The sequence below is a fragment of the Streptomyces sp. NPDC007084 genome (genome assembly GCF_040703595.1).
Classification (GTDB): Bacteria; Actinomycetota; Actinomycetes; order Streptomycetales; family Streptomycetaceae; genus Streptomyces.
Genome location: NZ_JBEYFY010000027.1, coordinates 1 through 20,653 on the forward strand (window position 1 = coordinate 1; position 20,653 = coordinate 20,653).

The 20,653-nt window shown below is 68.3% G+C and carries 22 protein-coding genes; 13 read left to right on the forward strand and 9 right to left on the reverse strand.

Going from position 1 to position 20,653, the window contains the following annotated elements; genetic code table 11:
* Positions 1-519 precede the first annotated feature (519 nt).
* Positions 520-1,113: an NAD(P)H-dependent oxidoreductase gene (locus tag AB0912_RS21765; RefSeq protein ID WP_366702156.1), complete on the reverse strand. Its 594-nt coding sequence runs from the start codon at positions 1,111-1,113 to the stop codon at positions 520-522.
* 154 nt (positions 1,114-1,267) lie between these two features.
* Between AB0912_RS21765 and AB0912_RS21770 the strand changes: the two genes are divergently transcribed.
* Positions 1,268-1,645 carry a helix-turn-helix domain-containing protein gene (locus AB0912_RS21770; RefSeq protein WP_366702158.1) on the forward strand — a complete coding sequence of 126 codons (378 nt, stop codon included), beginning with the start codon at positions 1,268-1,270 and terminating at the stop codon, positions 1,643-1,645.
* A 225-nt stretch (positions 1,646-1,870) separates the two neighbouring features.
* The gene (locus tag AB0912_RS21775) at positions 1,871-2,305 is read left to right on the forward strand and encodes a PPOX class F420-dependent oxidoreductase (RefSeq protein ID WP_366702160.1); all 435 of its coding nucleotides are present in this window, start codon (positions 1,871-1,873) and stop codon (positions 2,303-2,305) included.
* Between the two features lie 63 nt (positions 2,306-2,368).
* Here AB0912_RS21775 and AB0912_RS21780 read toward each other — a convergent pair whose 3' ends face one another.
* From AB0912_RS21780 to AB0912_RS21795, 4 genes are all read right to left on the reverse strand, one after another.
* Positions 2,369-2,842, reverse strand: coding sequence for a DUF6640 family protein (locus AB0912_RS21780; RefSeq protein WP_366702162.1), 474 nt, complete (start codon positions 2,840-2,842; stop codon positions 2,369-2,371).
* A gap of 247 nt (positions 2,843-3,089) precedes the next feature.
* Entirely contained in the window at positions 3,090-3,515 is a 426-nt protein-coding gene (locus AB0912_RS21785) for a hypothetical protein (protein WP_366702164.1), read from the reverse strand.
* Positions 3,516-3,589: 74 nt separating this feature from the next.
* Positions 3,590-4,207: an LUD domain-containing protein gene (locus AB0912_RS21790; protein ID WP_366702166.1), complete on the reverse strand. Its 618-nt coding sequence runs from the start codon at positions 4,205-4,207 to the stop codon at positions 3,590-3,592.
* 466 nt (positions 4,208-4,673) lie between these two features.
* On the reverse strand, positions 4,674-5,651 hold the full coding sequence (locus AB0912_RS21795; protein WP_366702168.1) for an AraC family transcriptional regulator: 978 nt from the start codon (positions 5,649-5,651) through the stop codon (positions 4,674-4,676).
* A gap of 353 nt (positions 5,652-6,004) precedes the next feature.
* Here AB0912_RS21795 and AB0912_RS21800 point away from each other — a divergent pair, with 353 nt between their 5' ends.
* Together AB0912_RS21800 and AB0912_RS21805 are read left to right on the forward strand one after the other, a co-directional pair.
* Positions 6,005-6,901, forward strand: a complete 897-nt coding sequence (locus AB0912_RS21800; RefSeq protein WP_366702170.1) for a dioxygenase — start codon at positions 6,005-6,007, stop codon at positions 6,899-6,901.
* On the forward strand, positions 6,898-7,971 hold the full coding sequence (locus AB0912_RS21805; RefSeq protein WP_366702172.1) for a maleylacetate reductase: 1,074 nt from the start codon (positions 6,898-6,900) through the stop codon (positions 7,969-7,971). The genes AB0912_RS21800 and AB0912_RS21805 overlap by 4 nt, the downstream gene beginning before the upstream one ends.
* 143 nt (positions 7,972-8,114) lie before the next feature.
* On the opposite strand, the gene AB0912_RS21810 is transcribed toward AB0912_RS21805, so the two are convergent.
* On the reverse strand, positions 8,115-8,729 hold the full coding sequence (locus AB0912_RS21810; RefSeq protein WP_366702174.1) for a TetR/AcrR family transcriptional regulator: 615 nt from the start codon (positions 8,727-8,729) through the stop codon (positions 8,115-8,117).
* 232 nt (positions 8,730-8,961) lie between these two features.
* On the opposite strand from AB0912_RS21810, the gene AB0912_RS21815 reads away from it, so the two are divergent.
* From AB0912_RS21815 to AB0912_RS21835, 5 genes are all read left to right on the forward strand, one after another.
* Positions 8,962-10,035, forward strand: a complete 1,074-nt coding sequence (locus AB0912_RS21815; RefSeq protein ID WP_366702176.1) for an alkene reductase — start codon at positions 8,962-8,964, stop codon at positions 10,033-10,035.
* 258 nt (positions 10,036-10,293) lie between these two features.
* Positions 10,294-10,782 (forward strand): ester cyclase, encoded by a 489-nt coding sequence (locus AB0912_RS21820; protein WP_366702178.1) that lies wholly within the window; start codon positions 10,294-10,296, stop codon positions 10,780-10,782.
* Positions 10,779-11,930, forward strand: a complete 1,152-nt coding sequence (locus tag AB0912_RS21825; RefSeq protein WP_366702180.1) for an LLM class flavin-dependent oxidoreductase — start codon at positions 10,779-10,781, stop codon at positions 11,928-11,930. Before AB0912_RS21820 ends, AB0912_RS21825 begins: the two co-directional genes overlap by 4 nt.
* The gene (locus AB0912_RS21830; RefSeq protein ID WP_366702182.1) at positions 11,930-12,307 is read left to right on the forward strand and encodes a carboxymuconolactone decarboxylase family protein; all 378 of its coding nucleotides are present in this window, start codon (positions 11,930-11,932) and stop codon (positions 12,305-12,307) included. The genes AB0912_RS21825 and AB0912_RS21830 overlap by 1 nt, the downstream gene beginning before the upstream one ends.
* Before the next feature lie 261 nt (positions 12,308-12,568).
* The gene (locus AB0912_RS21835; RefSeq protein WP_366702337.1) at positions 12,569-13,378 is read left to right on the forward strand and encodes an alpha/beta hydrolase; all 810 of its coding nucleotides are present in this window, start codon (positions 12,569-12,571) and stop codon (positions 13,376-13,378) included.
* Positions 13,379-13,579: 201 nt separating this feature from the next.
* Here AB0912_RS21835 and AB0912_RS21840 read toward each other — a convergent pair whose 3' ends face one another.
* A complete protein-coding gene (locus tag AB0912_RS21840) occupies positions 13,580-15,043 on the reverse strand; it encodes an FAD-dependent monooxygenase (RefSeq protein ID WP_366702184.1) in 1,464 nt (487 codons plus the stop codon).
* Between the two features lie 109 nt (positions 15,044-15,152).
* Here AB0912_RS21840 and AB0912_RS21845 point away from each other — a divergent pair, with 109 nt between their 5' ends.
* Positions 15,153-15,776 carry a TetR family transcriptional regulator gene (locus AB0912_RS21845; protein WP_366702186.1) on the forward strand — a complete coding sequence of 208 codons (624 nt, stop codon included), beginning with the start codon at positions 15,153-15,155 and terminating at the stop codon, positions 15,774-15,776.
* Positions 15,777-16,086: 310 nt separating this feature from the next.
* Here AB0912_RS21845 and AB0912_RS21850 read toward each other — a convergent pair whose 3' ends face one another.
* Together AB0912_RS21850 and AB0912_RS21855 are read right to left on the reverse strand one after the other, a co-directional pair.
* On the reverse strand, positions 16,087-16,848 hold the full coding sequence (locus AB0912_RS21850) for a GntR family transcriptional regulator (RefSeq protein ID WP_366702188.1): 762 nt from the start codon (positions 16,846-16,848) through the stop codon (positions 16,087-16,089).
* A gap of 132 nt (positions 16,849-16,980) precedes the next feature.
* Positions 16,981-17,628 carry a class II aldolase/adducin family protein gene (locus AB0912_RS21855; RefSeq protein WP_366702190.1) on the reverse strand — a complete coding sequence of 216 codons (648 nt, stop codon included), beginning with the start codon at positions 17,626-17,628 and terminating at the stop codon, positions 16,981-16,983.
* 90 nt (positions 17,629-17,718) lie between these two features.
* On the opposite strand from AB0912_RS21855, the gene AB0912_RS21860 reads away from it, so the two are divergent.
* The 3 genes from AB0912_RS21860 to AB0912_RS21870 all read left to right on the forward strand — a co-directional run bounded on the left by AB0912_RS21860 (position 17,719) and on the right by AB0912_RS21870 (position 20,532).
* The gene (locus AB0912_RS21860; protein ID WP_366702192.1) at positions 17,719-18,636 is read left to right on the forward strand and encodes a VOC family protein; all 918 of its coding nucleotides are present in this window, start codon (positions 17,719-17,721) and stop codon (positions 18,634-18,636) included.
* Positions 18,637-18,748: 112 nt separating this feature from the next.
* On the forward strand, positions 18,749-19,639 hold the full coding sequence (locus AB0912_RS21865; protein WP_366702194.1) for a VOC family protein: 891 nt from the start codon (positions 18,749-18,751) through the stop codon (positions 19,637-19,639).
* Positions 19,640-19,668: 29 nt separating this feature from the next.
* On the forward strand, positions 19,669-20,532 hold the full coding sequence (locus AB0912_RS21870) for an alpha/beta hydrolase (protein WP_366702196.1): 864 nt from the start codon (positions 19,669-19,671) through the stop codon (positions 20,530-20,532).
* Positions 20,533-20,653: the final 121 nt, after the last annotated feature.

Here is a 20,653-nt window from a genome sequence, read left to right on the forward strand (position 1 = left end):
GGGTTGTGATGCTCGCCGACCGCGAAGACGTCGAAGCCGGCCTCCTCGGCGTGCACGGCGATCCGCATCAGCGCGTGGATCCGCTCATGCTCCGAGACGAGCACACCACTGACGGGGTCCCGCGTGATGTCACCGATGCTCGATATCCCGAACTCCATGCTCATGCCTCCGTGCAGTCAATACCAGTCAGATCGTTCATGGAGTTGAGGTCACGTGCTGTAAGGGACGGCTCGGGTGCGCGGCGCGCACCCGAGCCGGGGAAGTCGGTCTCGCTTGGTGAAGACGGCACGGCCGTCGACGTCGGTCCGGCTGACCGTCATGCGGAGCCGCGATGGTCAATGCGCCGTGGACGGCCCCTTCACCGGACACCTCGCCTGTGCCCGCGACGGCGGTGAACCGGCCCCTGGCCGTGGTCAGTCCCCAGAGGGTCTTGTGCCCGACCGAGACTGTTGTCAGATCGCTGTCCAATAGCCAATAGCGGTGGGCGCATCCTTCGCCTCCCTGTTCAGCCCCTTGCTTCTACTCCGCGGCGGGCCGCGCTGCGCGCAGCGTGTTGGCCCACCACACGAGATCGTCGAACATGGCGTCCACGGACGGCTTGATGCCCGCTTCGACGTCGCTGATCGGCCCGTTGAGACCGAAGGGGTGGACCTTGAACAGGTCACTGCCCGACAGGTACGCCGAGAACTTCGAGGGCACCATCTGCAGCTCGATACCGACATGACGGAGGTGCTGAATCGCGTTCGCGGCGCCGACACTGCCGTAACCGAACGCGGCGAACGGCTTGCGCACCCACTCGACACCAGCCTGGTCGAGCGCGTTCTTCAGCGCCGCGGTGATGGAGCGGTTGTACTCGGCGACCAGGAAGACGAAGCCGTCGTAGTTGCTCAGCGCCTGCTGCCAGGCCACCGCTCGGGCGTCGGCGCTGGGAACGTGCAGGTTCGAGCCGGCCTCGGCGAAGAAGGGCAGATCGAAGTCACGCAGGTCGAGCGTCTCCAGCACGAAATCCTGACGCTCCGCCGCTTGCTTGAGCAGCCACTCAGCGGGCTTGTCGGCGAAGCGCTGGGGGCGGGTGGAACCGATGACGAGAGCCAGGCGGGGGGACGTGTTCACTGTGCTTCCTCTGGTTTCAACTAGGTAGAAGGTTTCCTGTTGTAACCACGATGCCCCGACGGTATTCTCGCTGCAAGAAGGCACTTGTGACGCACCAGGTCACCTCAAGGTGACCGCGGCGAGGAGGAGTGCAGTGGTTGATACCCGAACCTCAGTGCGCGAGGAAGTAGGCAGTGAGACCTGCACCGCCATCGCCGACATGCTCGCTCGTGTCGGCGACAAGTGGTCGCTGCTCATCGTCAAGACGCTGGGCGGAGGCCCTTTGCGTTTCAACGAGTTGCGGCGCCGTATCGCGGGCATCAGCCAGAAGATGCTGTCGACGACGTTGAAGGTGCTTGAGCGTGACGGGCTCGTCGAGCGATCCGTGATCGCGAGCGTCCCGCCCCAGGTGACGTACGAGCTCACCGGTCTGGGTCACGAACTCCTGGGCCCGGTGAGCGAACTGGCGGAGTGGACCGGCGCCAATACGCCACGCATCATGGCCGCGCGCGCGGAGTACGACGCCCGAGCGGCTGCCGTCACAACGGACTGACTGCGCACGTTGGTTGAGTGCTTCAGTGCGGACGGCTGAGTGCCGCGTCCGTCCACTCTCTCCGCCGCGCTCCCGGGCTCACCGGTAGCCCGTGCCGGACGGTGGGCCCAACCGTCATCCCGGCCAGGCGGGGTATAGTCCGCTTCAGTTCCATGGGCGCGGCCGCTGCCACAGGACGGGCCCATGTGTTGTCCCGTTACTGGCACTCGGCTGACAAGGGAACCCATGAGCGTCTTCACCCCCACCGAGCAGGCATACCTCGACAGTCAACAGCTCGGCCGTCTGGCGACCATCGGCCCCGATGGGGCGCCTCAGGCCAGGCCGGTCGCGTTCACCTACAACCGTGAGCACGACACGATCGACATCGGGGGCCACAACCTCGTCGCGAGCCGTAAGTATCGCAATATCCAGGCTGACCCGCGTGTTTCTCTCGTCATCGACGATCTGGCGTCTATCACCCCTTGGAACCCAAGGGGTATCGAAATCCGCGGCACGGCCGAACTCCTCGCTGCCGAGCCGCCACAGCCGGGTTTCGACGCGGCACTGATCCGCATCCACCCCGTCCGTGTGCTCGCCTGGGGCCTGGACACGGACCCGTACGAGCCGCCGAACGCCCGCGATGTCACCGCCGGGCCGCCGAGGACTTCTGCCGCCGGCTAGTGTCCGCTTCGCGCATGAGGTCAGGCCGCACAGACCGCCTCGCGCGTTCCGGCGGCCTGGCGGTCACCGGCTCTTACGCCGCCGCGGTACGCGCGGAGCCGACAGCTCTTGCCTGCGCAGCCGTCGCCGTTCCAAGGCGTACCCGAGTCCCACGAGAGACAGCGAGGGGAAGGCGATGACGGCCTGCGGGAAGAACTGCTTGCCGGGCGGGTCGACGGCCCTCGAACCGGGGTAGGCGAGAGCGGAAATCTGTGTGACCCAGTACAGCGCGGCGGACAGGGCTCCGCTGTCCAGCGAGGCCCTGGCGGACGCGGTGGAATCGGCAGGGCGCCACAGTTGGAGGAGGGCGGCTCCGGCCAGTCCCGCGCCCAAGCTCATGGTTTGAGCGTTGTGGAACTTGGCGTGTGGCGGCCAGTTCGGGTTGTGGATGTGTGTCTCGTTCCAGTCCGCGACGTAGGGGCCCACACCGGCGATCACCGCCGGCACCGAAATCAGGATCTTGCCGAGGCTGATCCGGTTGGTGGTGCGTGAGGTCATAGGGTGGGGCTCCCGCCTCGTCGGTAGAACCTGATATCCGCGTAGCTGGTGTGAAGGCGCCGTAGGGCGGCGATCGTCGGACGGCGTCTTCGTCATCGGGGCACGGGTGTCCTGACTCTTCGCGAGCGCCACTCCCGGATGCCGGGGTGGCGCGCGACCGACGCAAGACGACCGGCCCGCTGCCCGTCCAGCCGGTCGTCTCGATCACCGGCTGGACAGGTGGTCACAGTGGTGGGTGGCGCTCCCGTCAGGGGATGTTCACACCGATTGAGTACGGGCCGCTGCCACTGATCGCCACCACCTCAACCCGGTAGGCGCTCGGCACACCGTTGTACGAGAGCGTCTTGTCGGCTCCCTGGCCGGACGAGGTCGCGACCGTCACCAGCCCGCCGGGCGCGAAGCGCTTGAGTACGAGATCGAAGTCCGCGGCGTTCGGGCCGTCCAGGCATACGTTGATCGTTCCCGGTTGGCTGGAGATGACATAGCTCCACGGCGTGGCCGTCCGGCCTTCCGCCAGCTGGCCGGACGCGGTGAAGGTGTAGTCAGCGCAGCCGGTCTGTGCCGCGGCCGTCGGCGAGGCTGTCGCCGACGCGGCGATGGCCGGCGAGGTGGTCACCAGGCATGCGGCCAGTGCGGCGACGCCCGCTATGGCGGTCAGCCGATAACTCTTCACAAGAACTCCTACAGCAGTCGATGGTCATCTCATGGACGGGGTGTGCGTACGGAGCCGGCTGGGGGGTCGCGGGATCAGAACCCGACCTGCCGGCGAATCAGCACCAGGTGGATACGGCCCGGCAGTTCCTGTCGGATCTCCAGGAACTTGCCGATGAAGCTGCGCTGCCCGTAGGCGGCCTGGGCCCGCACGTCCTCGAGCTTGAGGCTGTGCTCGACAATTCGGTCGCGAGCCGCCTCGATGTCGGGGACGATCTTCTGCGTGCCCGCTACCAGAATGACGTTCGGGGTACCCCAGGCGAATGACGCGAGCTGGCTGCCCGTGGCCGATGCGATGAGGACGGTGCCGTCGGTTGTGATCGCGTGGACGCTGCCGACGACGTATTCGGCCGCCCCGGAGATGGCCTTCATCTCCTTCTGCTGGGTCTGGTAGTCCAGCGCCATCATCTTGTTACGGGCCGAATCGTAAGGGCCGTTCGGGTCGTTGATGGCGGCCTCGATGCCGGTCTCCGTCAGCGTGACCGACGTATTCGTCATCACCGGCGAGCCCTCCGGGATCCGCTTCAGCACGCTCAGCCGAGCGGACTCGAAGTCGTCGACGACCTCCACGCTGAAGCCGTGCTCCTGGAGGGCGGCCACTGTCGCCTCAATGGTCTCTTCGTCCGGCAGCACCGTGTAATCGATGGCGGTCATGAGCTTCTCCCTTGATGGGCCTGGTGGTGGGCGAAGGGAGGGGTCGAGGGCCGTGCTCCGCCCAGCTAACGTAAACGGACTTTACCCCGATTAGGAGGGGTGGGCAACACACCTGGAGCGGCGTGCCGTGTGATGGGCATGCTGGGAGAGGCGCTGACCCTGCGCGCCGCGATCATCGACGTGCGTGGCGGGCGCGATGATCTGACACGCCAAAGGGAAGGGCCGTAACCGACCTCGTCGGCCGGTCGACCACGCCAAGTGGCCGGGGGAGCGGCCCGCGACCAGGCGCCTGTAGCCCGGGGGAGTCCACCTCCGCCGCAACCGCTCCCGCGCGGAACCGGCCAGGTCGGCACACCTTTATCGCCACACCCCCGGGGTCCCCGCACGGGCCGCGTATCGCCACCCCCCCCCGGGGTCCCCGCACGGGCCGCGTATCGCCCCCCGGGTCCCCACACGGGCCGCGAATCTAGCCGCCGGCCCTGGCCAGCGTCTCGGAGGGCGCGCTGCCGAAGCGTCGGCGGTAGAAGGAGGAGAACCGGCTCAGGTGGGTGAATCCCCACCGTCCGGCAGCCTCGGTGACTCCCGTGGCACCGGCCATGAGGTCGGCATGAACATGATCCAGGCGGACGTCGCGCAGATACGTCATCGGGGTCACGCCGAGATGTTCCCGGAAGCCTTCCTGGAGGCGCCGGGCGCTCACACCTGCCGCCTGGGCCAGGTCGCCGAGGGTGAAGGGGGTCTCGGGATGGGCGTTGATCAGGTCGACAGCCTTGCGCACCGTCCGCGGATAGGCGGGAGGCTGCGGGCGCAGTAGCGCTTCCGTGTAGTTGTGCGGCTGGGCCAAGAGAAGGCCGCTCACCAGGAGACGTTCGAAGTGGTGCCGCACCGGAGGCCGGCCGATCAGACCGCCGGCGCTGTCGGACTCGGCGATCAGAAGGTCCAGCGTACGGCGCCAACTGCGGCCCGGCGCCGTCGTCGTATCGAAGGTGAACGCGAACTCCAGCGGAGCGTGCAGCGGGCGGCCCAGGAGGGCCTGGAGTTCGCCCTCGACAATGCTGCGGTCGATCTTGATTCCCAGATGCCTCGCGTCGTGCTCGCACCGCACCAGCCGGTGCTGCTGGGTCGGTGTGAAGACCATGGCGTCACCGGCGGTCGCCACCATCTCCTGTCGTCCCGTGGCCGCTTCGATGGAGCCTCGGAGCACGACGTTGACGTGGTAGTGCGACGGCGTTCTCCCCGGGTCGACGCGGGTGCGCTGACCAAAGGTCATGAGGCCGATGGTGATGTGCTCGGTGCGCACGCCACGAAGTTCGCCGCCGGCGCCCTCGGGGCCCGACAGCGCGGTGACGTCCGCCGGATAGAACAGGTCGTTGAGGCGTTCGCGGAAATCCTCGAAGCCTGAATCGCGGCACAGCACGTGGCTCGCCAAGAGTGAGCGGCCCATGCGCCATTGTTATCCCCGACCCGCCCGCCCAACAAGGGGTGAACGCCGGACGGCGGCCGACCGCGGCCGGGCCGAGGGACTGTGGGGAGCGTCGTCACACGGCTGGCGGGCGCAGACCTCTGTCGGGCAAGGTCACTCGAAGATTCCTCACGGCTCATCGCACGGAGATTCCTCATGCCATCCGTACAAGCCGCGCGATGCGGCTGTCGGCCGCGCCCAGCGGATAGCGCCCCCGGCCGAGACTCCGTAGCGTTTCGGCGGCTTGTTCGTCCGGGCCTCCCTGGGACGAAGAGGAACCGCGTCGGCGACGCGTCATGAGGCCGAAGGGCACCCGTCACCACAGGAGGTATGGAATGCCCGGCACAGAAGCGACGAAGGCACTTACCGCGGCGGTCGTGGACAGCTTTCACGACACGCCGGACCCCCGGCTGCGCGAACTGCTCCAAGGGCTCGTCCGTCATCTGCACGGCTACGTCCGTGAGTTGCGTCCCACGATGAAGGAGTGGGAGTACGCCGTGGAGTACCTCACGGCCGTCGGGCAGAAGTGCGACCCCACGCGTCAGGAATTCATCCTCCTCTCCGACGTGCTGGGTGTCTCCATGCTGGTCGAGACGGTGAACGAACAGAGCGGCGGCACCGAGAGCACGGTCCTGGGGCCGTTCCATGTGGTGGAGTCGCCCAAGCGCGACAGCGGGGACAACATCGACCTCCTGGGCACCGGAACGCCCGGCGTCGTCTCGGTCCGCGTCATGGCCGTGGACGGCAGCCCGCTGGCCGGCGCGAACGTCGACGTCTGGCAGTGCAACGAGGACGGTTTCTACGACGTGCAGCAACCCGAGATCCAGCCGCTCGGCAATGGACGCGGCCTCTTCCGGACCGATCACGAAGGCCGCCTGTGGTTCCGCACCGTCGTCCCGAGCCACTACCCGATTCCGACCGACGGCCCCGTAGGACTGCTGCTCGACTCGACCGAACGTCACCCGTACCGTCCGGCCCACATCCACTTCATCGTGGAGGCCGACGGCTACCGGCCGCTGACCACCCACATATTCGTCGCCGACAGCCCCTACTTGGACTCGGACGCCGTCTTCGCCGTCAAAGAGAGTCTGGTCGTTGACTTCGCGCGGGTCGACGACGAAGAGGAAGCCCGGCGGCGCCAGGTCACCGCCCCGTTCCGCCTGGCCGAGTTCGACATCACCGTCGAGCCCGAGAAGAACGTCGAGCCCGAGAAGAACAAGGACGCCCGATGAACACCACGCTCGACTTCAGCTACCAGGCGCTCCCGATGCGCGTGGTGATGGGTATCGGAGCCCTCGACCGGCTCGCCGACGAAATCGACCATGCCGGCCTCAAGCACGTCATCGTGCTCTGTTCCCCCGAACAGCGCGCGCTCGCCGAGACCGTCGCCGGCCGCATCGGAGCGCGAGCGGCGGACATCCACCCCCACGCCCGGATGCATGTGCCCGCCGAGTCGGCGGCAGAGGCCCGCAGGCGAGCCGCGGAAGTGAACGCGGACGGCTGTGTCGCCGTCGGCGGCGGCTCGGCCATCGGCCTCGGGAAGATCGTCGCTCTCCAGCACGGCCTGCCCGTCATCGCCGTACCGACGACGTACGCCGGGTCCGAGATGACCCCGGTGTGGGGGCTCACGGAGAACGGCGTCAAGCGCACGGGACGCGATCCACGCGTTCTGCCGATCTCGGTGCTGTACGACCCCGCCCTGACCGTGACCCTTCCGACGGCCGCCTCCGTGACCAGCGGAATGAACGCGATCGCGCATGCGGTCGAGGCCCTGTACGCCCCGGACGCCTCCCCGATCATCGACCTGATGGCCGAGGAAGGCGTTCGGGCGCTGGCCGCCGCACTCCCCGACATCGTCGTCGACGGCACCGACCTCGACGCCCGCGCCCGTGCCCAATACGGCACCTGGCTGTGCGGAGCCTGCCTCGGGGCCACCACCATGTCCCTGCACCACAAGCTCTGTCACGCGCTCGGCGGCACGCTCGACCTGCCACACGCGCAGACCCACACCGTGGTGCTCCCGCATGCTCTCGCCTACAACCAGGACGCGGCGCCGAAGGCCGTGACCTCGCTCGGCCGGGCCCTGGGCAGTGGCGCCGATCCAGCCGCGTACCTGTGGGGGTTGGCGGGTCGGCTCGGCGCACCCCGGTCCCTCCGGGAACTTGGCATGGCGGAGAACGACATCGACCGGATCGTCCAGATCGTGCTGGCCAATCCCTACGCCAACCCTCGTGAGGTAACCGCCGAAGGCCTCAGCCGGCTGCTGCGCGCTGCCTGGTCCGGACAGCCCCCGGCCTCCTGAAAGCACCTTCATCACCCAGCGTCCGAAGGCCGAGTGCGTCGGCACCGCTCACGGCTACGGCTGGGAGATTCTCGGCGGATCGTCGGGCGGCCCAGCGCCTGGCCCCGCTGGGCCGCCCGACTGCAACTCCGAGCCTGGCACGATCAGTTGGACGTGAGCATGGGCAGCAACACCTGATCGACCAGCCTCTCCCGGTCCGCGGGGCCCGGCACGGCGCCTCCGAGCAAGGCCGAGAACAGCAACTGCGCCAGCGCGAGCGTGATGCAGGTGGCGACGTCGGCATCAGCTCGCAGCTCGCCCCGGTCGATCGCGCGCGCCGCGATCGCCTCGCCGATCGTCTTGTGGGTTCGCTGGAGGTGCGAACGAACCGCGTCGCGAAGACCAGGATGGTCACGAACGGCCCCGATCAGGCTGAGCAACGACACTTCGCCCTTGCCGTCCAGCGCTGCGGCCTGGGCGTCGAGGGTCTGCCTGAGGTCTCCCCGGAGACTGCCGGTATCCGGGATCTCCGGGACGTCACCCTCGCTTTGCCGACGGAGCGCCTCGGCGACTATCTCGTCCTTCGAGCGCCACCGGCTGTAGATGGTTTCCTTCGACGCGCGGGCCTTGGTCGCGATCTCGTTGACGGTCAAACGATCGAAACCGCCCTCGCCGACCAGTTCCAGTGCCGTCGCAAGGATGGCGTTCTCACGGTTGCGACCCCGGGCTGGGGAAGCGCCCGCGCGGGACGGGCGACTGGCGTCGTTCGGCGGAGTCATGGCCTCACTGTAAAGGAGCAACTTGCCGACGGGGCGGGGCGAACGGGTGTCCGTCGACGCGGTGAGCAGGGCTTTGCGGGTGGCCGGGCGCCGCCCCGAGCAGCGTCGCAGGGGCCGGCGGCGGCTTGACTGAAGTGTGACCTGCATCTCACTCCGCCTTTTCCGTACAGTGCCGTACGGTTATGGGATGGGGCAGTCGTTGGGTGGACGTGTCCCGGAGAGGATGACGACGATGACGACCGCGTTCGAGCCCGTCACGATCGGTCCGCTGGAACTCAAACACCGCATCGCGATGGCGCCCATGACGCGCAGCCGCGCGTACGGGCCCGACCGGAGCCCCACGGCGATGATGGCCGAGTACTACGCACAGCGGGCCGGTGCCGCTCTGATCGTCACGGAGGGGACCCAGCCGAGTGTCATCGGCCAGGGCTACCCCGACACTCCCGGGCTGCACAGCAGGACTCAGGTGGAGGCGTGGCGCAAGGTCACCGACGCGGTGCATGACCAGGGCGGGGTGATCTTCGCCCAGCTCATGCATACCGGCCGGATCGGCCACCCGGCGAACTACCGCGACAGACTCACCCCGGCGGCCCCTTCTCCGGTCCAGGCCGAGGGGCAGATCTTTACGCCCAAAGGTTTGGTGGATTACGTCGTCCCGCGTGAGATGACCGACGCCGATATCCGCCGGACGGTGGAGGATTTCGCCACCGCGGCGAGCAATGCGGTCGATGCGGGTTTCGACGGCGTTGAGCTGCATGGCGCGAACGGCTACCTCTTGCAGCAGTTCCTTGCGACCAACGCGAACCTGCGCACCGATCAATGGGGCGGCGGTCCCACGAACCGAATTCGCTTCACAGTCGACGTCGTCACCGCTGTCGCCGAGGCGATCGGGGCGTCTCGCACCGGTCTGCGTATCTCCCCGGCCAACCCGTCCAATGACATCAGGGAAGACGACTACACCCTGACCTATCCGCTGTTGGTCGACGCCCTGAACCCGCTCGGACTGGCCTACCTCCACGTGATGGAGACGGTGGCCCCCGAGTTCACGGCTGTCCTGCGGGCGGCCTGGACCGGCATCTTCATGCTGAACCCGGCGACCCCCGGGTCGCGCACCGGAGCCGGTCAACTCCGGCTCATCGAGGAAGGAGTGGCCGACATTCTTTCCTTCGGTCAGCTCTTCATCGCCAACCCTGACCTCCCGGAGCGACTCGCCGCCGGGGTGCCGCTCGCCGAGGCGGACTTGAGCAAGGCCTACGGCGGGGGTGCCGTCGGCTATACCGACTACCCGAAATACCAGCCGGTGTGAGGAGGCGGTGCCGGCCTCTTTCACGAGAAGCCAGTGGATGCCTTGTGGAAGTTCACGACAGGAACTACCGTGGTTCACACCGTGAAATACAGGCGACGTCGTCTGCACGGTGATGAGCGAATGCCGAGCGGATTCAAGGCTCGTGCGGACAGATCAAGCGAATCTGTCGAGGTTGTGTAGGCGCCCGGAGCGAAATCGGAAATTCAGCCAGCTCGGCGCCTGGAACCCATTGCTGCGTTCTAAGAGGTGAAGAAGTCAATGTCGACTGAAGACAACAAGCGTGCCTTCGTACGCATCGTCCGGGACGTCATCAACGCGGGCGACACAGAACTGGCCCGAGAACTCTTCGACGAGAATTTCACGGTCCGTCGCGGCGGTCTGCAGACGACGGCGAAACTGCTGACGTCCGAGACCACGGCCATCACCGGCGAGGGGATGTCGAGCCTCGACGGGTTCATCCGCGGGCTGGCCAGCATGCGCCGGGCGTTCTCCGACTTCAACCTCGACATCGACGAGTCGTCGCTGGTGGCCGAGGGGGACCAGGTCGCAGGCATCTGGAAGCTCGACGCCGTCCACAACGGGCCGTTCTTCGGCATCGAGGCGACAGGCGCGCGGGTGGTCATGGAAGAGGCGGGAATCATGCGGTTCGCGGACGGCAAGCTGGTCGAGGGCTGGTTCCTCGTGGATGAACTCGGGTTCCTCGCGGCGCTCGGGGCCGTCAAGGTGGACGCGGGGGTCAGCTCATGACAAGGCTTGACGACGGCCGGCAGCCGATGCGGTTCTCCATGTACGTGATCCCGCAAAGCCGGGGCGCGGACGATGACCAGGAGATCATCGAGACCCAGGTCGAGCACTGCCTGCGCGCCGACGAGGCGGGCTTCGACGCGGTGTATCTGACCGAGCACCACTTCAACGGCTTCAATACCTACGCCGATCCGTTCATGCTCGGCGCCCATCTCGCCGGGCAGTTTAAGCAGGCCCACATCGGCATCAGCGTCGCTGCCGTCCCGCTCTGGAACCCGCTGCGGCTCGTCGAGCAGTGCAACCTGCTCGACGTGCTCACCCGCGGGCGGTGCATCATCGGCCTCGCACCGGGCGGCAACCCCGCCGAGGCCGCCGGCCTCGGCCGCGACGCCTCGCAGCGCCACTCCTTGATGGAGGAGACGCTCGACGTGATGCTGCGCGCCTGGGACCACCCTGACGGCGAGAAGTTCGAGTACGCGATCACTCACGAGAAGGGCACGATGGCCGGCCGCGTCATGCCGGCATCCTTCCGGAGGCCCAGGCCGCTGCTCGCGCGCGCCACGCACACCGACGACACCATCGCCCGGGCCGGGCGGGAGGGTTGGCCGGTGATGTTCGGCCGCTTCGAGCCAACTGCCGGACGGGCGAAGGTCGATCTCTACCGGGCGGCCCTGGCAGAGGGCGGTCACGACGACGAGCTGGTGCGCGAATGCCTCGACTGGCTGGCCGTGACACAGATGATCCACGTCGCCGAGACCGACGAACAGGCCTGGGCCGAGGTCGAACCGGCGCTGGAGGCGTTCCGGTCCTTCGGCTCCAAGCCCAGCAAGGACGGGGCCGGCGACTGGGCGAAGGGTTCCTACCGCGGCGTCAGCGGCGATCGTGAGACCTTCGTCAACCAGGCTGTCACGGTCGGAAGTCCTGACACCGTCGCGGCTCGCCTTCAGGAGTTCGCCGACAACGGAGTGCCGCATGTGCGGACGATGTTCAGCTTCGGCTACGCGCCGCGCGAGCGGGTGGACCGTTCGATCGAGCTGTTCACCTCCGAGGTGATGCCGCGGTTCAGCCGCAGGCCGCTGGAGTACGACCTCCGCAAGGCGGACGACAAGGTCACCCTCGGGGCGAAGGCGTCAGCCGACGGAACGTACTGATGGCCGGCAGGCGAAAGGCCGTCACCGACCTGGAGCGCGCTCTCAAGGGTGAGGTCCTCGCGGGACAGCGGTTCGTCGCGGAGAACGATCCCGCGTACATGGAGCTGTTCGCCACGTTTCTGAGCGGCTCCTTCGGCCGGAGCGACAACCAGGTCGACCAACGGACGCGTGAACTGCTCATCATCGCGATCCAGGCGGTCCGGTGTGACCTGGACATCGTTCGCTCGCACATCAGGCGGTCCCTGGCCATCGGCACACCACCGAAGATGATCCTGGAGACACTCGAGATCGCCGGGCTGGCAGGGGGCGTTGGCGCGCTCTACAGCGGCGCCGCCGTGCTGGCCGAAGAGCTCCGGGAAGCGGGCCTCTCCCTCTAGTCCCACGACTGCATCAACTCACACGGCCACTGTTGGGCATGGGCTTCCACCCACTGCCCAACACGCCGTGCCTCGTCGCGTGGCCGGGCGCCGGCTGACGTCGAGGTGTGCGACCGGTTCGGTCCCACGCCGCTCACTTGCGACGGCACACCCGACTTCGCCGCCCATGAGCCCTCCGTACACCGACGGGGGCTTCGGCATGTCCCTCTGACTGGTTAGGAAGCGCATCGTATGAGCTGCGTAAGTCTCGACGGCGTTCGCATGAATTACCACGTGGCCGGGAGCGGCCCGGTGCTTGTCGCCCACCCCGGCGGTCCCGGTTTCGACTATGGGTACCTTCGTTCTCCCGAGTTGGAGAAGCACTTCACCGTGGTCTACGCGGAGCCCGTGGGCACGGGGTCGTCGGACACCCCAGCCGCCTATGGCCTGGACACCTACGTGCGCTTTCTGGGCGCACTGGTCGACCACCTCGGCGAGCCGCGGGTGCACCTGCTCGGCCACTCGCACGGAGGTTTCGTGGCCCAGCGGTATGCGGTGGACCACCCGGAGCGGCTGGCCAGTCTGATCCTCTATCACACCTCGCCGGTGGCAGGCTCAGAGTGGTGGGAGCACGCGATGGCAGGACTCAACGCCTACCCGGGGCTCTACCCGGACCAGCCCGAGGCCGCAGCCATCCCCGCACTGTTCCAGAGCGCGCTCGGCGCGGCCGACGACGAACAGATCAGTGCGCGGTTGCGTGCGGCTCTGCCGGTCTACTTCGCCGATTTCTGGGCGCGACGGGACGAGTTCGCCGGCTTCGTGGCCGGTGTGCGCATCTCCGCTGAGGCGGCCACCGCACCTGACTCCACTCCGTTCGACCTCCGCGACCGGCTGGGCGAGATCACCGTACCGACGGCAGTGATCGCGGGGCGACGAGACTTCATCTGCGGCCCGCGCTGGGCCGTGATGCTCCGGGACGGCATTCCCGGAGCCCGGCTGACCGTCCTCGAACACAGCGGCCACTTCGGCCACATCGAGCAGCCGGACCACTTCGCACGCGCGGTTGCCGATCTGCTTCGCGACGAATCCTGAGGTGGGTACAGCCGGCGCGGGGCGGGCCGGTCGTCGGTCAGGGGAGTGTCAGCGGTGACCTTCTCCAGCGGGCGGCCGCCGGCGTAGCCGCATGGCCGCCGGGACCGACGATGCCGGCTGGAGAGCTGACCGTCGTCGCGGAAGCGATGCCGCCGCGACGACCCGCCTCGCACTCCGCCGCGGTCCGGTACAACGGTCCCGCTACGCCTGATCGCTCGCCCACTCGGTGATCGCCGCACGCAGCTCCTCGTGCGACGGCGAGTCCGCGGCCCACGCGACATAGCCGTCCGGGCGGACGAGGAGTGTCGCGGGCAGCGTGCCAGCTGCAGCGCACACCCGCAGGCGCGGGTTCTCGGGGACGTCGACTTGCCCCTGTGTGACGAGAACGAACCGGCCGCCGCGGAGCGCCTCGTACACTCGCGCCGACTCGCCGGCCAGGCGTACGTCGGGGGCGCGGTGGCCGATGAGGGGATGCGCGCCGGGCGTCGCGGGGTACGCGATCGAGACGCCGCTGATCTTCAGCGCCATGCGCGCGCTCGGTGCGAACCGGCCCAGCGTCTTCATCACCGCTTTCAACACCGCGGCGCGGACGGGGCTGCCGCCCACCCGCGTGCCCAGTCGGATGATTCCGCCGGAGGTGCGCAGCGCCTGACGGCCGACCGGCCACCGCTCGTCGTGATAGCTGTCCAAGAGGGCGTCGGAGTCAGACCCGCGTACCACCGCCGCGAGCTTCCAGCCCAGGTTGGAGGCGTCCTGGAGCCCGGTGTTCATGCCCATGCCCCCGGCCGGCGAGTGCACGTGCGCGGCGTCACCGGCGAGCAACACCCGGCCCTGCCGGTAGTTCGGGGCCTGCCGCTCGTCACTGTGGAAGCGGGAGATCCACCGAGCTTCCGTCAGCCCGAAGTCCGTGCCGAGAACACGCTTCAGGGTGCCGCGCAGCTCCTCCACCTCGACCGGGGCGTCATCCGCCTGCTCTTTGCGCGGGTCCCAGGTGATCGCCCGGAACCAGCCGTCGCCGAAGGGCACCAGGGAGGCCAGGCCATGCTGGTTGGTGTCGACAGTGAGCAACTCGCGCGGGGAGTCCTTGAACCGCACGTCCGCCAGGACCACGGAGCGGATCACCGAGTCGCCGGGGAAGGGGATTCCCAGCAGCCGCCGCACGGCACTGCGGGCCCCGTCCGTACCCACCGCGTAGTGCGCCTGGTACTCCCCGCCGTCCGCGGTACGGGCCAGCACGCTGTCCGCGTCTTGCCGAAGCTCGCTCAGCTCGGCGCCGCGCACGATCCGAACGCCGGCCTTGACGGCGCGCCGCTCCAGCAGGTGTTCCACCCGGTACTGAGGGGTGATCAGTGTGAACGGGTAGCGGCTGGGCAGCTTCGCCATCGTCACCTTGATCGCACCCATGATCCGTACACCCTTGAGTGGTGTGCCGAGTGTGACCAGCTCGTCGGCCAGCCCGCGGGCGTCCAGCACCTCCAGGGTGCGGGGGTGTACGGAGATGGCCCGGGAAAGGTTGGCGTCCGCCTCGGGTCGCCGCTCCAGGATGGTGACCTCCACACCGGCTTCGGCGAGATCGCCGGCGAGCAGCAGTCCGGTCGGACCGGCGCCGACGACCAGTACCTCTGTCACATTCCTCGGCGCGGCGGGTTCGGTCGGGTTGTTCATGGCTGCCCCCAGGCTTGGCCCGTTATAGGCGTCAACAATCGTTGACCTGGCCTCGAACGTAACTCCGCCCCCTCATTGTGTCAACGGCTGTTGGCCTACACTTGTTGTCATGAACCACGCCGCCCCCCGCCGCTCGGACGCGACCCGCGCCGCGATCCTGTCCGCCGCCCGCGAGCGCTTCGCCGCCGACGGGTACGAACGAGCCACCATCCGCTCGATCGCCGCCGACGCCCGCATCGACCCGGCCATGGTGATGCGCTACTTCGGTACCAAGGCCGGGCTGTTCGCCGCCGCGGCCACTCTCGACCTGCAACTGCCTGACCCCGCGGCGATCCCCCGGGACTGTGCCGGCACCGCGATCGCCGCGCACTTTCTCGAGCGGTGGGAGAACGACGAGGCGCTGGCCGCCATGCTGCGTGGCGCCGCCACCAACGACTACGCGGCCGCGGAGGCCCGGCGCGTGTTCACCGACCAGGTCCGTCCCATGGTCGCGGGACTCTGCCCGAATCCCGAAGAGGCGACCATCCGGGCCGCGTTGATCGACTCGCAGTTGCTCGGCATCGCGCTGAACAGGTACCTCCTGCGGCTGCCGCCGATCGCCGCCCTCTCGCGAGCGGAGATCGCGGCGTGGATCGGCCCCACCATCCAGCGCTACCTGACGGGGCCGCTGCCCTCCGACGACTCCGAACCGTTCACCACCCCGCCGCAGGCGGCACCGGACCCGGCGTCGTGACGCCGAAGCAGGTCAACCCGGACGCGCAAGGGAGCCTGTTCGGCGGCGGGCGGCCAGCGGCCGGCAGCAACCGCTGCTCATAGTCCGCTCACCGGCCCGGTATTTCGGACAGCCCCGGGCCGGTGAGCTTTCGACCGAAGCGGACGTGCCGGGCTCGGCGACCGCGTGGTCCTCCGGCCGGGTGGCCGGCGTCGGTCCTCCGCGCGCTGTCCACCATCGATGGGCGGACGGCCCGTTGTCACCGCATGACCAGACCCGGCACGAACCGGCACCCGACCTACCCGCACACGACCTTCTCCACTGCCATCCCTTAGGTGGTGGCGGCCGGTGTGTCGTCGGCTGCGCCGACCAGGAGCAGGGCGGCGTGGATCGCGGGCGCGCCTCGGCCCGGGGCGATGTCACCTGTGACGCGGAGGGCGGTGCCGGCGAGGTGTCGGGCGATCAGCACCCCGCCCGTGACGGAGTCTCCGTCACGGACTGCCTCGAGGATGGCGATGTGCTCCTTCTGGCGGGTGTGGAAGTCGTCATGGTGGTGGTGCTGGTGCAGTCGGATGTAGCGCTCGCTCTGCTCCACGTAGGAGCTGATGGTGCGCAGCACGACGGGGCCGCATTGGCTGACCAGGAGGCGGTGGAAGCCTCGGTGGGCCACCGCCCAGCTCGCGAGGTCCCCGGCACGGTAGGCCCGTTCCATCTCGCGGAGGTTCGCGTTGGCCTCTCGGTTCTGGCCGCGCGTGAGGTTGCCCGCCGTCAGCCGGACGCCGAGCGCTTCCAGCGTGATGCGTGCCGCGTAGAGGAGTTCGAGGTCGGCCGGGTCAAGCCCGACGACCCGGCTGCGCTGATTGGGCTCGGCCGAGACGAGGCCTTCTTCCTGCAACATGCGGAAGGCCTCGCGCAACGGCGTCCGGCTGACCGCGAAGATGCGCGCCAGCTCCGCCTGCTTGAGCTCCGTACCCGGGGGCAGGACCCCATCGACGATCAGTTCGCGCAAGTGGGCGTGGATGAGCACGGAGGTCTGCCGTGGGTCGGTGATACGCGGCCCGGGGCGTCCTTGCAGCAGTTCGCCAACGGACATCTCCGCACACCCCTTTACCCTTTTGCTTTGCCATTCTGAGTTCTTCAGAGTGTACGCAGTATCCCCGCTTGCAGGAGAGCGGGACGGTGTAGGTCCCACCGGGGGAATCGGACAGCGTGGGGAGTGCCTGAATCACTGCTGTGCGGGGGCCGCGCGAAGGTGGTCCCACAGTCGCGGCAGCAGGGTGCCCGCGGGCGCCTGCCAGGCGGAGACCTCCTCGGCGGACAGGGTTTGCGGTGATCCCGTCGCTGTGGCGCGCAGCCAGGTGTCGCACCTGGCCTCGACGAGCCACATACGGGCCACCGCGAGCCCGGGCGAGTCGCCGACGGTGACAGCGCCGTTCCCGCGCAGGAGTATGGCGGAGCCGGTCCCGAGCGTCGTCGCTGCGGCGTGCGCGAGCTGCGGGGTGCGCAGCAGCAGGGGCACCGGATGCACCGGAAGGCCGGCGCCCAGCCAGCAGGCCTGGCCGTGAAGAGCCGGCACCTCGCGGGTCACGGCGGCTGCGGCGAAGGCGGAAGGGGGCATCGCCCGCGCGATCGCCCGCACGTCGGGGCGCTTGCGGTAGATCTCCAGATGGACCCACGCTTCGGGAGGTACGTCGGTGGGCAGGGAATCGACTCCGAGATCGATCTCACGAAGGTCGTTCACTGTGATGGTGCCGAGGGCGGCAGGAGAAGTGATGGTCACCGTGTTGGCCACCCTCCTCGACACATGTCCGAAGGCTGTCACCAACCCATGGCGGGCGAGCGTGTGAGCGGCCACGACGAGTTCGTCCTGCATACAGGCCTCCTCAAGGAATCTCCTTCACAGGGTCTGGTAGTAGCCACCCCGCGGAGGTAAAGTGTATGCAGTTTTTCTGAGAGGGGCGCCATGATCACCGGACTTCACCACTACGCGCTGCAAGTGCCGGACCTTGAGGTCGCCGACAGCTTCCTCAACGACTTCGGCCTGGAGACGGCAGACAAGGACGGCACGCTTGTCGCCAGTTGCGCGGGACGCGACCAGGAGCAGGTCCGCCTCATCAGGGCCGACGAGAAGCGTCTCCATCACGTCACCTTCACCGTCGCGCGGGGCCGGACGGACGCGCTTCGGGAGCGTCTTGAACGCGCGGGCACGGTCGTGCTGCCGGAGCCCCCGGCCGGTACAACCGGCGAGGGACTGTGGGTCCTCGATCCGGACGGCACACCTGTCCAACTGATCGAGCAGGATCCCGTCCTCGCCCGGCCGGTCGCCGGCGTACCCATGAACATCGGTGCGGAACACCGCCGCGTCGGGCGGCGCTTGTGGACCGAGGTCACCCAGGACACGATGCCCCGGCGACTCGGTCATTCGCTGCTCTTCACCGCCCAGCCGGAGGCGATGGAGGCGTTCTACACGACCGTTCTCGACCTCCACGTCAGCGACCGCATCAAGGGACTGGTCACCTTCCTCAACGCGGGTCCCGGGGATCACCACGTCTTCGGCTTCATCCGCAGCACCCACCGCGGCTTCCACCACGCGAGCTTCGAGGTCCCCTCGATCGACGCGATCGCGCTGGGAGCCGACCGGATGCGCTCGCGTGGCCGGGACGAGGGCTGGGGGCTCGGACGCCACACCGTGGGTTCCAACTTCTTCCACTACAACCGCGACCCGTGGGGCTCCTGGATCGAGTGGTTCTCCGACATCGACCAGATCGACGACAGCTGGGTCGCCCAGGACTTCGAGGTGCCGCCGCACCTGTGGGGAGCGCCGCCGCCCCCCGAGTTCCTCCAGAACCACGAGTCGTCGGCGCCCGTGATCCGTCCGTGAACGAGGAGCCAACGATGACCAGGGATGTGAAGAAGGCCTTCGCCGAGATCGACACTCTCGACCCGCGCGGCAGCCTTGTCCGACACCTCACCCACTTCACGCCGGTGTGCTCATGATCGAGTTGACCGATATCGCGTACGTCCGTTCCGGCGTGGCCGACCTGGAGGGTGCCACGCGATTCGCCACCGAGATCGTCGGTCTGGAGCTCGCCGAGAAGACGGAGGACGGCGTCGCGCACCTTCGCGCCGACCACCGCCATCACTGCCTCGCGCTTGTCCAGGGCACCTCCGGCGTGCTCGCGTCGGGATTCGAGGTGGCCGACTCGGACGCCCTCGCGCTCGCCGAGACCGAGCTGGAAAGCCGGGGGTTCCGGGTCACTCGCGGCTCCCGCGAAGAGGCCCGCTCGCGGCGCGTGCGCGATTTCGTCGCGTTCGACGATCCGTTCGGCAACCGCCTGGAACTCGCCAGTCACCAGGAGACGGTGGTCCGGCCTGTCGCGTTCACCCGGCCGGCCGGCATCACCGAGTTCGGCCACCTGTGCCTGGACGCCCCGGACGTACGCGAGGCGTACCGCTTCTGGAACGGGACCTTCAACGCGCGCGTCTCCGACTGGATCGGTGACGCGGCCTGTCTGATGCGCATCGACCCGGTGCACCACAAATTGGCGGTCTTCAGAGGCGACGAGCCAGGGCTGTGCCATATGAACTTCCAGGTCGAGTCGATGGACGACGTCTTCCGTAGCTGGCACTTCCTGCAGGATCACGACGTCCAGATCGAACAGGGGCCGGGACGTCACCCGCAGTCGACGGCGATCTTCCTCTATTTCCTCGGCCCGGAGGGGTTCACCTATGAGTACTCCTTCGGGGTGCGGCGGATCGAGGACGAGGCCGCATGGCGTCCTCGTACCTTCGATCCGAACGAACTCGGCTCCATCGACATGTGGCTCGGGCCAACCAAACGGGTTTCGACCCAGCGCCAAGCCGTCGCCACCCCCGTGCGCTGACGCGCACCGAACCACCGCCTGGAGACCCAATGTCCGTCAACCTAGCCACGACCACCGTGGACGTCGCCGGTGTCGCCACCACCCTCATCGACACCGGCGAACCGGCCGTCGACCAGGGGCATCCGCCCGTACTCCTGCTCCACGGCTCCGGGCCGGGAGTCACCGCCACGGCGAACTGGCGCGCCGTCATCCCGACGCTCGCGCGGACACGGCGCGTGCTCGCGCCCGACCAGCTCGGCTTCGGGGGAACGGCGACAGGGGAGGCCCGGCAGTTCGGGCGCGCGGCCTGGACCGGGCACGCCGAGACGCTCCTCGACACGCTGGGCGTTGACAGCGTCGACGTCATCGGCAATTCCATGGGCGGCGCGATCGCGCTCTCGCTCGCGCTGGCTCGTCCCCGCTCTGTGCGACGGATCGTGCTCATGGGGCCGATGGGCGTCGCGATGACGCTGCCGACCGGCCTCGACACGGTCTGGAGCTACTCGCCGGACCCCGAGAACATGCGGCGCGTCATCGACCTCTTCGCCTACGACAAGTCACTGATCACGGACGACCTGATCCAGTTGCGCTATCAGGCAAGTCTCGAGCCCACGGTACGGGACTCGTGGGCCGCGATGTTCCCGCCGCCGAGGCAGCGGTGGGTGGACGACCTGTCGCTCAGCGGTGTCGAACTCGCCGCGGTGGAGCAGCCGGTACTGATGGTGCACGGTCGTGACGACCGAGTGGTGCCCTGGCGCGATTCCAGCGAGCCGCTTCTGGCGGCGCTGCCCGACAGCAGGCTGCATCTGCTCTCCGGCTGCGGACACTGGACCATGATCGAGAAGACCGCCGACTTCCTCGGAGTCGTTGGCGCGTTCCTCGACGCGGGGCGCGGCGCCGGCCAGTCGGACTGACGGCGATCGGCGGCGGGGGAGAGGCCCGGGACGGCCTTCCCGCTGTCCGCCGTTGCCCCTCCCACGGCTGGTTACGGTCGGCGTGGGACCCCGAACACCCTTCGGTACCGGACAATGGCGG